Below are 13,556 nucleotides of genomic sequence, written 5' to 3' on the forward strand. Positions count from 1 at the left end.
GAGCCGATCCGGAACGTCCGGATCGGCTCTGTCGCTCTCGCGCGGGATCCGAACACGCGGCGCCACGGCGCGGTAACGTACGAGCCGTACGACGCTAGCAAGGTGGATCCCCGGCCGCCGGTCGGCTCGTGTTGCGCTCTGCCTTGGTCCACTAGGGAGGCAGATCAGAGTGACCGTCCCATTCGCTACGGAGTTCGCGGCCTACTATTTTCCCGATTTCTCCGACGGCGCCGCCGTCGCGTCGTCGGCCTGGGACCGCCTCGAGCGTCATCTGCGCCTCGGCGAGGTCCGTGAGCCGGGGGAGACCGCGGTCGCGACCACCGATCTGCCGGACGGATCGATCCAGATTCAGATCGTCGCCGACGACGCCCCGCTGCTCGTCGAATCGACGCTGGCGGTGCTGGACAGCCGTGGTCTGACGATCGTCGCGAACGACCATCCGGTGCTCGCCGTCCGCCGCGATGACCAGGGGCGGATCGTCGGCCTCGACGATGTGGTCGTGGTCGGCGGCGACGAGGCGGGAGCCGAGTCGTGGATCAGCGTCACCACAGCCCCCGCGTCCGGCGTCGACGGTGACGAACTGTGCGCCGATGTCGGCGCGGCACTCACCCGGGCACAGGCGGTGCACGCCGACGCCGCCCAGATCCATCGACGGCTGCTGAGCTTCGCGGACGCGTTGAGCGCGGACGACGAGGACGCGGACCTGCTGAGCTGGTTCGCCACCCGCGACAACTTCCTGCCCGTGGGCGCCCGCACCGCCGGCGGGCACGCGGAGAACGGCCTCGGGGTGTGGCGCGATCCGGACACCGACCGGCCGGAGCCGGTGGCGGGCGAGGAGCCGGTCGGCGTCGACCAGGTGTATCTGCCGACCGGTCTGCTCCGCAGCCGCTTTCCGATCATGGTGCGCGTCCGACTGGACGGCGTCGAGCACCAGGTGGTCGGCACCATCACCTCGATCGGCCTGTACCAGTCGGTGCGGTCGGTGCCCGGAGTCCGCGGCCGGGTGGCCGATGTCCTGCGTGGACTGGGTCTGAGCGAGGACTCCTACAGCGGACTGGCGGCGCTGGAACTGCTGCAGACGTATCCGCTCGCGGACCTGATGGCCGGCGACAGTGCCGAGCTCACCCGCCGGATCGGCGAACTCCTCGAGGCCCAGACCTCGCGCAATCCGCGGTTCTACGCCAGGACCGGTCCCGCTCGCGGTTTCGCGAGTGTGCTCATCTTCATTCCCCGCGAGACGTACTCGACCGCGGTGCGGTCGAGGGTTGTCACGTTGCTCGAGGAGGAACTCGGCGGCAGCCGTACTGAGTTCCTGACCCGCCTCTCGCACTCGCCGCTGGCCCAGCTGCAGGTGCTGATGCGCACCGATCCCGAGGCGCGGCACCGGGTCGACGACCGCCTGCTCGACCGGTTGAACGAGGCGGTCCGCTCGTGGCCGGACCGGGTGCGCGCGGTGCGGGAGGCCGACCCGGAGGTCGCCCGGCTGCTCGGCACCGTCAGCGAACGCTACCGGGACGAGCGGGATCCGCAGGATGCGGCCGTCGACCTGCCGATCGCGGCGGGCCTGGCCCCCGGCGGACTGCACGTCAGACTCGACCGGACCGATCCGGAGGCCTGGCGGTTCGTCCTCTACCTCGCCGACCAGCGTGCCGCGTTGACGCAGATCCTCCCGATGCTCCAGAGCCTGGGCCTGACCGTCCTCGACGAGCATCCGCACGTGGTGGACCGCCCGGACGGGGTGCAGGTGGCCGTCTACGACTTCACGGTCCGGCCCGCGCCGCACGTCGACGTCGCCGAGGCCGGCGACGTGGACGCGCGGATCGCCGAGGCGTTCTCCGACATGTGGCTCGGCGTCACGGAGGTGGATGCGCTCGGCGAGTTGGTGCTGCGCGCGGGGCTGACGTCCCGGACGGTGGCGATGATCCGCGCGTATGCCCGCTACCTCAATCAGTGCGGCGTCGGATTCGCGATGACCCACGTGGCCGCGGTCCTCGGCAACCATCGCGGTGTCACCAACGGGCTCGTGGAGTTGTTCGAGGCCAGTTTCGATCCGGACGGCGCGGAACCCGGACGGCGCGACCGTGCGCTCGAGGATCTGCGCGCGCGCATCGCGGAGATCCTGAGCTTGGACGCGGACCGAGTGGTGAGCGCGCTCGCATCGGCGGTCGAGGCCACCCTGCGGACCAACTTCTACGCAGACTCCGGCGACCCGGCGGCCGGCATCGGACCGACGATCGCGATGAAGCTCGACACCGGCGCGATCCCGCAGGCCCCGCAGCCGAGGCCGAAGTTCGAGATCTACGTGTACTCACCCAGGGTGGAGGGGGTGCATCTGCGGTTCGGCGATGTGGCGCGCGGGGGACTCCGCTGGTCGGACCGTCGTGAGGACTTCCGCACCGAGATCCTGGGGCTGGTGAAGGCGCAGGCGGTCAAGAACGCGGTGATCGTGCCGGTCGGCGCCAAGGGCGGTTTCGTCCTCCGTCACCCCCCGGTGGCGACCGGCGACGCGGCCGTCGATCAATCGGCTCTGCGGGAGGAGGGAATCGCTTGCTACCGGGCGTTCATCGCGGCCCTGCTGCAGATCACCGACAACCTCGATCCGGCCACCGGCCGGGTGCGGCCGCCGGCGCGCGTCCTCCGGCGCGACGCCGACGATCCGTACCTGGTGGTCGCCGCAGACAAGGGCACGGCCAGCTTCTCCGACATCGCGAACGAGGTCGCCGACCACTACGGTTTTTGGCTCGCCGACGCGTTCGCCTCGGGCGGCTCGGTCGGCTACGACCACAAGGCCATGGGCATCACGGCCCGTGGAGCGTGGGAGTCGGTCAAGAGACACTTCCGCGAAATGGGAGTCGACACGCAGACCCAGGACTTCACCGTGGTCGGCATCGGCGACATGAGCGGTGACGTCTTCGGCAACGGCATGCTGCTCTCGCGGCACATCCGGCTGGTGGCGGCCTTCGACCACCGGCACATCTTCATCGACCCGGATCCCGTGGCCGCGACCTCCTACGCCGAGCGGGCCAGACTCTTCGCACTGCCGCGGTCGACCTGGGACGACTACGACCGCAGCCTGATCTCCGCAGGCGGCGGCGTGTGGTCACGCGAACAGAAGTCGATCGACGTCACACCGCAGATGCGGGACGCCCTCGGGCTCGACGACGCCGTGGAGAGGATGTCGCCGCCCGACCTGATCCGCGCAGTGCTCCTCGCGCCGGTCGACCTGCTGTTCAACGGCGGCATCGGGACGTACGTGAAGGCGTCGGACGAGGCCGACGCGGAAGTGGGAGACAAGGCCAACGACCCGATCCGGGTCACCGGCGGGCAGCTCCGGGTCCGGGTGGTCGGCGAGGGAGGCAATCTCGGCGTCACCCAGCGCGGCCGGATCGAGGCCGATCTGGCGGGAGTGCGCATCAACAGCGACGCCCTGGACAACTCGGCGGGTGTCGACTGCTCCGACCGCGAGGTCAACATCAAGGTGCTGTTGGGCTCGCAGATCTCGGCGGGCGTGCTGGACGCCGACGACCGCAACGACCTGCTGTTGTCGATGACCGACGATGTCGCCGAACTGGTCCTCGCGGACAACATCGACCAGAACGCCGAACTCGGTCTCGCGCGCGACACCGCGGGAGAGGACGTGGAACTGCACGCGCGGATGCTCGCCCACCTCGCGTCGACCGGCGTCGATCTGGAACTCGAGGCCCTCCCGACTCCGGAGCAACTGCGCAGACGCCGCGCGGGCGATCTCCAGCGCGGACTCACCAGCCCCGAGCTGGCGACGATGATGGCCCATGTGAAGCTCGACGCCAAGAGCAGGCTGCTGGAGTCGGGTCTGCCGGACAACGACATGTTCGACGCGCTGGCGTCGGGCTACTTCCCCGAACCCCTGCGCGCCAGGTTCGCCGCGGGAATCCGGACTCACCGTCTCCGGCGGGAGATCGTCACCACGGTGCTGGTCAACAGGATCGTCGCCGACGGAGGCATGACACACCTGTACGCGCTGGGGGAGACCTCCGGAACCGAAGTCGAGGATGCGACGCGTGCGACGGTGGTGGCGATGCGGGTGTTCGGTGCCGCCGCGCTGCTGGAGGAACTGAGGACCGAGCAGGTCTCCGCCACGACGGTCGACGACGCGACCCGCCGGATCCGCAACCTGCTCGCGGCGGGGTCGCGCTGGTTTCTCGCGCACCGTCCGCAACCGCTCGCGATCGCCGCCGAGACCACCCGGTACGCGCAGGTCGCGGATCTGGGAGGACGCCTGGACGAATGGCTCACCGGTACGGCCGAGCGCTCGGTGCGGGAACGGGCCGCGGCCCTCGCCGACAGCGGCGTCCGGCCCGCACTGGCGCAGGCGGTGGCGATCAGTCCCTACCGGCTGCAACTGCTCGACGTGCTCGACATCGCCGAGATCTCCGACCGCTCGCCCGACGAGGTGGGCGAGCTGCTGTTCGCGGTGGTCGAGCGGTTCGGGATCGACGAGCTGGTCTCCCAGATCGCCGAACTCGGGCACGCCGACCGGTGGACCCAGCTGGCACGGTTGTCGTTGCGCGACGAGGTGTTCGCGGTGCTGCGCTCGCTGACGCGTGCGATCCTGACGATGTCCGAGCCCGAGGAGCCGGCCGCCCAGAAGATCTCGGACTGGTCGCAGGCGAGGTCGGCGATGATCGCGCGGACCGAGTCGACACTCGCCGATCTGGCCGCCACCGGCCGGTGGGACCTCGCCACCCTGTCGGTGGCGGTGCGCTCGTTGCGTAGTGTGGTCGGCTAGGAGGCACACAGCGCATGGCAGATCAAGAATCCCTCGCCGTAGACGAGAACGTCGACAAGCGAAGGCTTTTCGCGGATAACGGTTGTCGGACCGACCGGGGGTACGAGGTGTCGGTCCCGGTGCGGTGGTCGGATATGGACGTATTCGCGCACATCAACCACGCGCGCATGGTGACCCTGCTCGAGGAGGCGCGGATCCCCTGGCTCTTCTACGATGACAAGCCCACCGCGCTGATGCGCAAGGGCTGTCTCGTCGCCGACCTGCACGTCAAGTACCAGGGACAGATCCGCCACGACGAGTCGCCGATCCGCGTCACCATGTTCGTGGAGCGACTGCGTGCGGTCGACTTCACGGTGGGCTACGAGGTCCGGCCGTACGGAGCCGATCCCGAGTCCCGTCCGTCGGTGGTCGCCACCACTCAGCTGGTCTCCTTCGACATCGACACGCAGCGGCCCCGGCGCATGACCGCCGACGAGAAGGCGTATCTGCAGAGCTTCCTCCGCGAGCCGGTGAACAGGTGACCGACGCGGCGGCGGGGGAGCGGGTGCTGGTCCCGCACGGGCCGGCCGACCGAACCGATCTGGCGGCATTCCTGGAACGGGCTCGCCGGGTGGACGACTCCGGCGTGCTGCGGGTTCAGCAGCGGCCGGACGGGCGCGTCGGGTTGTGGGTGCGCACCGGCTTCGACATCCTCGCGACCCGCTCGGTGTTCGGTTCGGTGACTCCGGCCGACGTGGTCGCCGACGTCGGCGCGATGTCGGCGGCGGTGGGCGGCGACGGTCCGCTCCCGCTCGGCTTCGCACTGCCCGGAGCCTGGCAGGGCGCGCTGCCCCCGTCGGACGGCTTCGACCACCTCGACGACGTCCCGGCGCGCGAGCTGGTGTCACTCGCCCGCAGGGGCGCCGACGTGGCCCGCACGGAATCCGGCGCGCTCGGCCCGGCGTCGTCGTTGCTGGATCAGACGGTGATCGAGGTGAGCGGGCCGAACGGGTCGGGCGCTCGGGCGAAGGTGTCGATGCGTGCGGTCTTCGCCCTCACCGCGATGGGCTTCGTCCGCGACGCCGCCGGCCGCGAGATCACTGCCGACTCACCGATCGACGCGATCGCGCCGGACGAGCCGGTGCGGGTCCGTCTCTCGTCCAGCTGGGTGCGGGTGGACGCGCGCTTCGGCTCGGTCTACCAACGGCGCTCGGTGCTGAATCTGGCCGTGCGCAGCTAGGCGGACACGCCGCTGCCCACGTTTCCGGCCGACATCGATTCCTGCCGGTGGTCGGTGCCGAGAAGAATGTCGGTGGTGTGGCTGATATGCCGCGCTAACGCCTCGACCGCGGCATCGGCATCTCGCGCGAGTGCGAGTTCCATGAGTTCGCGGTGTTCTGCGATCACGTCACGGTCCGGGTGCCTGAAGTGCTGCTGGGACCACGATCGGTAGAGCTCTGCGGAATCACGCAACGATGTCGCGATCCCCAGCAGTCTGGAATTTCGGCAGCCGGCCAACAGCGCATGATGGAAATCGGCGTGCGCCCGCGACCACGCGTCGCCCACGCGTTCTGGATCGTCCCGGTCGTACTGCGGAGTCCTCTCGAGTGTGTGGTGCTTCGCGACCAGATCCGACTCCCACGGAGTGTCGCCTTCAGCCAGTGACATGCGGAACACCAGGCGCTCGATCGCCACGCGCGCCGTTGTGAGTTCGATCAGGTCCTCTGCGGACAGCGGGGTCACCTGAAACCCCTGGTGCGGTTGAGACCGGACGAGGTCCTGTTCGACCAAGCGGGTCAGAGCTTCGCGAAGCACCCCTACGCCGACGCCGTATCTGGTGCTCAGTTCCGGGAACTTCAGCTTCTCGCCGGGTGTCAACCTGCCGGCCAGAATGTCGGCTCTCATCGTCGCGAACGTGTCGTCCGCGCGGGTCCCATACGTGGATCGCGCCATGCTTCGACCCTAGCAGGAAAGGAACTTCTGTATAACTTTCTACTTTCTCTTGACTGATGGAAATTGTGGCGCATGCTGAAACGCACACCGCAGAGTGGCGCCCGTCACTCTGGAAGAGGAGGATGACGATGAAGCTGGCGAATCTTGCAGGACGAGCGGTACTGGTGACCGAAGACGGGGCGGCCGACATCGCCCGCGACAGCGAAGGGCGTTTCGGGCCGGATCCGGAGTCTGTGCTCGCACGCTGGGATGAGTTCCGTGAGTGGGCGCGGGCAGCTGCATTGACGCCGCAGAGTTTCGACGAGACGTTGCTCGGACCGCCGGTGTCGAGGCCGCGACAGATCTTCGCCATTGCGCTCAACTATCGGGAACATGCCGCCGAGTCAGGATTCGAAATCCCGGCCAGGGCGTCGGTGTTCACCAAATTCGCCTCATCCCTGACCGGACCCTTCGGGGACATCGCCCTCGTCGACGGGAACGTCGACTGGGAAGCGGAGTTGGTGGTGGTGATCGGTCGGGAAGCACGCGGAGTGCATGTGGAGAACGCGTGGGACCACGTCGCGGGACTGACCAACGGCCAGGACATCTCGGAGCGATCCCGTCAGCTCGCCGGACCCGCACCGCAGTTCAGTCTCGCCAAATCGCATCCCGGCTTCGGCCCGATCGGGCCCTGGGTGGTCACTCCGGACGAACTGGAGAATCCGGACGATCTGGAGATCGCTTGCGCGATCGACGGAGAAGAGGTCCAGAAGAGCTCGACCTCCGACCTGATCTTCTCCGTACCCGAACTGATCGCACAGCTCTCCGAGGTCGTCACGCTCTACCCGGGCGACCTGATCTTCACCGGGACCCCGGCCGGAGTCGGCCTCGCCGCGGATCCGCAACGCTACCTCGCCGCCGGCGAGGTGCTGACTACCAGCATCGAGGGGCTGGGTCAGATGAGCCATCGCCTCGTCGCACCCCGCGACTGACGAGAAGGAGATAAGCCATGAGAGTCGTCGAGACCGATGTGCTCGTCGTGGGTGCCGGGCCCTCCGGACTGACAGCTGCGGCGTTCCTGGCGATGCACGGCGTCGATGCCGTCACGGTCACCAAGTACCCGCGTACCGCCAACACGCCGAGGGCACACATCACGAACCAGCGCACCATGGAGGTCATGCGCGACCTCGGGATCGAGGATCAGGTGCGCAGCGTCTCCGTCCCCAACGAGTTGATGGCCGACAACGTGTGGGCCACCAGCATGGCGGGCAAGGAGATCGCCCGGGTGAAGACCTGGGGGACGAAGGTCGACCGTAAAGCGGATTACGAGGCGGGAAGCCCGTCGGCCATGTGCAACATGCCCCAGCACCTGTTCGAGCCCTTGATCTTGCAGGGTGCGCTCGACCGCGGGGCCGACATCCGGTTCTCCACGGAACTGACCGAGATCTCGCAGGACGCCGACGGGGTCACCGCGACCGTTCGATACAGCCACACCGGTGAGACCTATCAGGTGCGGGCGAAGTACGCGATCGGCGCCGACGGCGGTCGCTCGACGGTCGCCGAGCAGTTGGGCTTCTCACTCGAGGGAGAAACAGGGCTCGGCTACGCGGTCAACATCTGGCTCGAAGCCGATCTGTCCAAGTACCGCGCTCACCGGCCGGGCGTGCTGTTCTGGACCGCACAGCCCGGCAAGGACTTCTGGCTCGGCTCCGGAGTCTTCATCACCGTGCGGCCGTGGAACGAGTGGGTGCTGGTGTTCATGTACGACCCGGACACCGAAGAGATCGACACCAGCGAGGAAGCCATGCTGCCTCGCATCTACAAGGCCATCGGTGACGACAGCATTCCGGTCACGATCAAGAACGTCTCGACCTGGCAGGTCAATCACGTACTCGCCTCCGAGTACCAGCGGGGGCGGGTGTTTCTGGCCGGCGACGCCGCACACCGCCACCCACCGGCGAACGGGTTGGGGTCCAACACCTCCATCCAAGACGCGTACAACCTCGCTTGGAAGCTCGCCGCGGTCGTCAAGGAGCAGGCCGGACCATCTCTGCTCGAGAGCTACCACCAGGAGCGCCATCCGGTAGGCAGGCAGGTGGTGGACCGCGCCTTGAAGAGTGCAGACATCGTCGGGCGGGTCCCGTCGATCCTCGGCATCCGGCCGGGCCAGACCGACGAGGAAGGGTGGGCGGCGATCGACGAATTCTTCGCCGACACCGATGACGGACGCAAGCGGCGCAAGGCGCTTGAAGACTGCATCGACGAAAACGCCTACCATTTCCACGCGCACGGTGTCGAACTCGGCCATCGGTACACCTCGACGGCGGTGGTCGGCGACGGGACCCCGTTCCCGGCTCACACTCGCGATCCCGAGCTCTACTATCAACCGACCACTCATCCAGGCGCATATCTGCCGCATGTCTGGATCGAGCGGAACGGCGAACAGATCTCGACACTCGATGCCGTCGGTCACGGCAGATTCACAGTGATCACCGGAATCGGCGGCGAGGCGTGGGTCGCGGCTGCCGAGAAGATCGGTGCGGAGGTGGGCGTCGAGATCGCGAGTGCCCCCATCGGTTACCGTCTCGCCTTCGACGACGTATACGGCGACTGGGCGCGAGCCCGCGAGATCTCCGACGGCGGCTGCCTGCTGGTCCGGCCCGACCGTCACATCGCCTGGCGGAGCCACGGCATGGCAGACGACCCGCTCAGCGCGCTGCGTGAAGCGATCGACGCCGTCCTGTCCCGAGTCTGACTCCGCTCCATCTGATGAAGGAGGCTTCCAATGACCATCACGACCGGCACCATGACCGACGAACAGCGTAAGTCAGTCGCTCTGGAGTTCCTCAAACGCGTCGATACCGGTGGCGACGTCATCGAACTCTTCGCCGGCGACGCTCTGTTCTGCTTCCCCAAGTACGGCATGGTTCGAGGCGTCGAGAAGATCGAGGAGTTCCTCGGCGAACTCGGCGGAATCATCTCGTCGATCGAACACCACTCCGCCTACTTCAACTACATCGTCGACGGCGACAGGGTCGTCGTCGAAGGCACCAGCCACGCCGACGCCGACTCCGCCCGCTACCCGTGGCTCACCAGATAACCGCTCCCGATCTACTGTAAGGACCCTCACTCATGACGACCATGCGCCCGGACGCAGAACTGTCCCGCGACGAGATCATCGCCCGTAACCTCGCGGTGGTCCAAGAGCACTTCCACAATGAGAACCCCGACGACGTCGACAAGGCGATCGCCCTCTACGCGTCCGATATCTCCTGGGAAGCCCCGAACCGCGGCCTCGTTTACACCGATGCCGCCGAGGTGCGCAGCGCCTACATGAAGATCTTTCGCACGCTGCAATTCCATTCGCTCACCACGTTGCGACGCTTCGGCACGGAGCAGTTCGTGTTCGATGACGCGATTGCCGACGTGACCGTGATCGGTGACGAGATGCCCAATCTGCCGTTCCCCATCGGCACTCGGATCAGCCTGCGGCTGGTGCACTGTTTCGAACTCCGAGACGGTGAGATCACCAAGGAGATCGCATACGAGATGTGGCGTGACGCCGCCGGTCCGCTGGTCAACGACGCAGTCCCGCCGGGGTCGTCGGTGGAGTACTTTCCCGAACCGGACGACGCCGAAGGCTGACGGGCACGATGAACACTGCAACTCTGCTGGCAGCGAGCTCGCTTCGGGTGCCGACACGGGACGCTTGGCGCTACGGCGACCGATCGGCGAGCTACGCGGTCGCCAGCGATCGGATCGCACGGATGGCCGGCGGCCTCAGGGCGTCCGGGCTCCGTAGCGGCGATCGGGTGGTCCTCGTCCTGCCGAATGGACCCGAACTCTTCGAATTGCTGTGGGCGACGCTCTGGGCCGGGCTGGTGGTGGTACCTGTCAACCGTCACCTGCACCCCCGAGAAGTGTCGTACGTTCTCGACCACTGCGCGGCGAAACTCGTGGTCATCGCGCCTGAGACGGCCGCCGCAGTGAGCTGCGGCACGTCCGAAGCCACTGTGCTGCGGACCGACTCGGCAGCATACGAGGCGCTCCCCGTCGGGCAACCGGTCCCTGTCGCCGACGTCCGCCCCGAGGACCCAGCGTGGATCTTCTACACTTCGGGGACCACCGGGCGTCCCAAAGGTGCCACTCTCACGCACCGGAATCTGCTGAGCATGACGCTCAATTACTACGCCGACATCGATCCGGTCGGTGACGACGCCGTCTATTTGCACGCTGCTCCGCTCACCCACGGCAGCGGGCTCTACCTGCTCCCCGCGGTGGGCCACGGAGCAGTCAACGTGATCTCGTCGGCCGGCAGCTTCGATCCAGCCGACTATCTCGCCCTCGCCCAGTCCGACCGGGTCACCCACGGAGCGTTCCTCGCGCCCACCATGCTGCGTCGTCTCACCGACGAGGTCCGAGGGGGTTCGGCACCGGCGGTTCCGCACCTGCGCAGCCTGGTCATCGGCGGAGCCGCGCTGTATCAAGAAGATCTGCAGGACGCGCTCGATACGTTCGGTCCCATCATCACCCAGATGTACGGACAGGGCGAGTGCCCCATGACGATAGCCGTGATGAAACCGGACGAGGTTCCCCACGACAGCGCCGATCCTCGGCGCAGATCCTGCGGCCAGCCGTTCACCGGCGTCGAGGTGCGGGTGGTGAACGACGACGGTGCCGACTCGCCTGCAGGTACAACCGGAGAGATCCAAGTCCGCGGCGATGTCGTCATGGCGGGGTACTGGTCAGATCCGAACGCGACCGCGGCCGCCATCAGCGACGGGTGGCTGCGCACCGGAGATGTCGGGCACTTCGATGAGAACGGGTTCCTCTACCTCACCGACCGGTCCAAAGACGTCATCATCAGCGGTGGCTCCAACATCTATCCCCGCGAAGTGGAAGAGGTCCTGCTCGCTCATCCGGCTGTCTACGAGGCCGCAGTGGTCGGCGTCCCCGACCCCGAATGGGGCGAGAACGTATGCGCGTTCGTCGTGACCGGCCCGGGCGCCGACGTCACCGAACCGCAGCTCATCGCTCACACCCGTGCGCACTTGGCGTCCTTCAAGAAGCCCAAGTCCGTCACATTTCTCGACGAGCTTCCCAAGAATGCCAACGGAAAGGTCGTCAAACGGGCCCTGCGGAACCTCCGAACCGGAGCGAACGGCTGACCGTGATCCCCGGCCCGGACCTTACACCAGCCAGGCGGCGGCGCCGGGGAGCAGCAGACCGCCCTCCAGCGGGGTACTGACCAGGAGGATCTGTCCGGGCGGAAGCGGTACCGGGCGATCGGAGGCGTTGAGCGCACAGATGAGGCCGCCGGGCCGGCGGAAGGCGAGGCAGCCCTCGGGGGCGCCGTACCACTGCACGGTGTCACCGGAGAACTCCGGACGTGCGTAGCGCAGTTCGATCGCCTGCCGGTACAGAGACAGCATCGAGTAGATGTCCTCGAGCTGAGACTCCACGGTCAGTGCCGCCCAGTCGGCGGGGATCGGCAGCCAGGTGTCCGACCGGCTGCTGAATCCGAAGGGCGGCTCGGTGCCCTCCCACGGCAGCGGAACCCGACAGCCGTCGCGGCCGCGGTCGGTGTGACCGGAGTTCTCCCAGACCGGGTCGACGAGTGCGTCGTCGGGCAGATCGACGTTGGGCAGACCGAGTTCGGCACCGTTGTAGATGAAGACGGTGCCCGGCAGCGCCAGCTCCACCATGATCATCGCCCGCGCTCGGATGGTGCCGATGGCGAGGAGGTCGTCGGGCGTGCGCCCGTCGGCCGCCTCACCGGTGGGCTGGTAGCGCGTCACCTCGCGCGGCACATCGTGGTTCGAGAGGGTCCACGTCGGCACCGCGCCGACCGAGGCGGTGGCGGCCAGCGACTCGGTGATCGCCTCCTTGATCTCATCGGCGTCGAATCCGGCGGTGGCCAGCCGGAAGTTGAAGCCCAGATGCAGTTCGTCCGGCCGGACGTACCGTGAGAAGGCTTCGTTGGAGCGGACCCACACCTCGCCGACGTTGAAGGTTCCGGGGTATTCGTCCATCACCGACCGGATCGCGCGGTGGATGTCGTGGACGGCCTCGTTGTTGAACCGCGGATCGTCGTCGGAGTGCAGCAGCACCTCGGCCGGGTGCTCCAGGTCGGGCAGGCCGTCGGGCTTGGCCATGCCGTGCGCGACGTCGATGCGGAAGCCGTCGATGCCGCGGTCGAGCCAGAAGCGCATGGTCGTCTGCAGGTCGGCGAGGACCTCCGGGTTGTTCCAGTTCAGATCGGGCTGCTCGGGAGCGAACAGGTGCAGATACCACTGGCCGGGGCGGCCGTCGGGCTCCACGATCCGCGTCCACGCCGGACCTCCGAAGACGCTGGTCCAGTTGTTCGGCGGCAGCTCGCCGTCATCGCCGCGTCCGTCGGCGAAGATGTAGCGCTCGCGCTCGGGGCTGCCCGGGGCCGCTCCCAGCGCGCCGGAGAACCACGGATGCTGGTCGCTGGTGTGGTTGGGGACGAGATCCATCGTCACCCGGATGTCGCGGTCGTGGGCCTGGCGAATGAGCTCGTCGAAGGTGTCCAGGTCGCCGAAGAGGGGATCGATCGCGCGGGGGTCGGAGACGTCGTATCCGTGGTCGGCCATCGGTGAGCGCATGATCGGCGAGAGCCAGATCGCGTCCACGCCGAGCAGTTCGAGATATCCCAGCTTGTCGATCAGCCCGGCGAGGTCGCCGACGCCGTCGCCGCTGAGATCCGAGAACGATCGGGGATACACCTGGTAGACGACGGCCGACCGCCACCACTGGGCGTCGTCGGTCGCGGGGACGTTCGCCATGCTCTGCTCACTCACCGTCTTCTGTTCCCTCTCCTGCCTTCACTGAATCGTTCATACCCGCGCGGTGG

The 13,556-nt window shown here is 67.6% G+C and carries 10 protein-coding genes; 8 read left to right on the forward strand and 2 right to left on the reverse strand.

The features are described from left to right. The first annotated feature begins 169 nt into the window (after positions 1-169). From GSI01S_RS10910 to GSI01S_RS10920, 3 genes are read left to right on the forward strand one after another with little or no spacing between them, the layout of a single operon-like run. Positions 170-4,768, forward strand: a complete 4,599-nt coding sequence (locus GSI01S_RS10910; RefSeq protein ID WP_006896612.1) for an NAD-glutamate dehydrogenase — start codon at positions 170-172, stop codon at positions 4,766-4,768. A gap of 14 nt (positions 4,769-4,782) precedes the next feature. Next, complete coding sequence (locus GSI01S_RS10915; protein WP_006896613.1) at positions 4,783-5,289, forward strand: acyl-CoA thioesterase; 507 nt, start codon at positions 4,783-4,785, stop codon at positions 5,287-5,289. Further along, positions 5,286-5,987 carry a DUF8185 domain-containing protein gene (locus GSI01S_RS10920; RefSeq protein ID WP_006896614.1) on the forward strand — a complete coding sequence of 234 codons (702 nt, stop codon included), beginning with the start codon at positions 5,286-5,288 and terminating at the stop codon, positions 5,985-5,987. Before GSI01S_RS10915 ends, GSI01S_RS10920 begins: the two co-directional genes overlap by 4 nt. Here GSI01S_RS10920 and GSI01S_RS10925 read toward each other — a convergent pair. Continuing rightward, complete coding sequence (locus GSI01S_RS10925; protein WP_006896615.1) at positions 5,984-6,700, reverse strand: GntR family transcriptional regulator; 717 nt, start codon at positions 6,698-6,700, stop codon at positions 5,984-5,986. The genes GSI01S_RS10920 and GSI01S_RS10925 overlap by 4 nt on opposite strands. A gap of 128 nt (positions 6,701-6,828) precedes the next feature. Here GSI01S_RS10925 and GSI01S_RS10930 point away from each other — a divergent pair, with 128 nt between their 5' ends. Genes GSI01S_RS10930 through GSI01S_RS10950 form a run of 5 tightly spaced genes read left to right on the forward strand, consistent with a single transcriptional unit; the run spans position 6,829 to position 11,847 of the window. Continuing rightward, complete coding sequence (locus GSI01S_RS10930; protein ID WP_006896616.1) at positions 6,829-7,671, forward strand: fumarylacetoacetate hydrolase family protein; 843 nt, start codon at positions 6,829-6,831, stop codon at positions 7,669-7,671. A 17-nt stretch (positions 7,672-7,688) separates the two neighbouring features. Continuing rightward, the gene (locus GSI01S_RS10935) at positions 7,689-9,434 is read left to right on the forward strand and encodes an FAD-dependent monooxygenase (RefSeq protein ID WP_006896617.1); all 1,746 of its coding nucleotides are present in this window, start codon (positions 7,689-7,691) and stop codon (positions 9,432-9,434) included. A 30-nt stretch (positions 9,435-9,464) separates the two neighbouring features. Next, positions 9,465-9,779, forward strand: coding sequence for a nuclear transport factor 2-like protein (locus GSI01S_RS10940; protein WP_006896618.1), 315 nt, complete (start codon positions 9,465-9,467; stop codon positions 9,777-9,779). Positions 9,780-9,811: 32 nt separating this feature from the next. Beyond that, positions 9,812-10,324 (forward strand): nuclear transport factor 2 family protein, encoded by a 513-nt coding sequence (locus tag GSI01S_RS10945; protein WP_006896619.1) that lies wholly within the window; start codon positions 9,812-9,814, stop codon positions 10,322-10,324. Between the two features lie 8 nt (positions 10,325-10,332). Continuing rightward, positions 10,333-11,847: a class I adenylate-forming enzyme family protein gene (locus GSI01S_RS10950; RefSeq protein WP_006896620.1), complete on the forward strand. Its 1,515-nt coding sequence runs from the start codon at positions 10,333-10,335 to the stop codon at positions 11,845-11,847. Positions 11,848-11,868: 21 nt separating this feature from the next. Here the strand turns inward: GSI01S_RS10950 and GSI01S_RS10955 are convergent, their stop codons facing one another. After that, positions 11,869-13,488, reverse strand: a complete 1,620-nt coding sequence (locus GSI01S_RS10955) for a glycoside hydrolase family 13 protein (protein ID WP_039867539.1) — start codon at positions 13,486-13,488, stop codon at positions 11,869-11,871. Between the last annotated feature and the right edge of the window lie 68 nt (positions 13,489-13,556).

The organism is Gordonia sihwensis NBRC 108236, from assembly GCF_000333035.1.
GTDB lineage: Bacteria > Actinomycetota > Actinomycetes > Mycobacteriales > Mycobacteriaceae > Gordonia > Gordonia sihwensis.

Coding starts and splice junctions, on each gene's coding strand:
- GSI01S_RS10915 (WP_006896613.1), top strand. CDS start 4,783: ATGGCAGATCAAGAATCCCTCGCCGTAGACGAGAACGTCGACAAGCGA.
- GSI01S_RS10925 (WP_006896615.1), bottom strand. CDS start 6,700: ATGGCGCGATCCACGTATGGGACCCGCGCGGACGACACGTTCGCGACG.
- GSI01S_RS10930 (WP_006896616.1), top strand. CDS start 6,829: ATGAAGCTGGCGAATCTTGCAGGACGAGCGGTACTGGTGACCGAAGAC.
- GSI01S_RS10935 (WP_006896617.1), top strand. CDS start 7,689: ATGAGAGTCGTCGAGACCGATGTGCTCGTCGTGGGTGCCGGGCCCTCC.
- GSI01S_RS10940 (WP_006896618.1), top strand. CDS start 9,465: ATGACCATCACGACCGGCACCATGACCGACGAACAGCGTAAGTCAGTC.
- GSI01S_RS10945 (WP_006896619.1), top strand. CDS start 9,812: ATGACGACCATGCGCCCGGACGCAGAACTGTCCCGCGACGAGATCATC.
- GSI01S_RS10950 (WP_006896620.1), top strand. CDS start 10,333: ATGAACACTGCAACTCTGCTGGCAGCGAGCTCGCTTCGGGTGCCGACA.
- GSI01S_RS10955 (WP_039867539.1), bottom strand. CDS start 13,488: ATGGCGAACGTCCCCGCGACCGACGACGCCCAGTGGTGGCGGTCGGCC.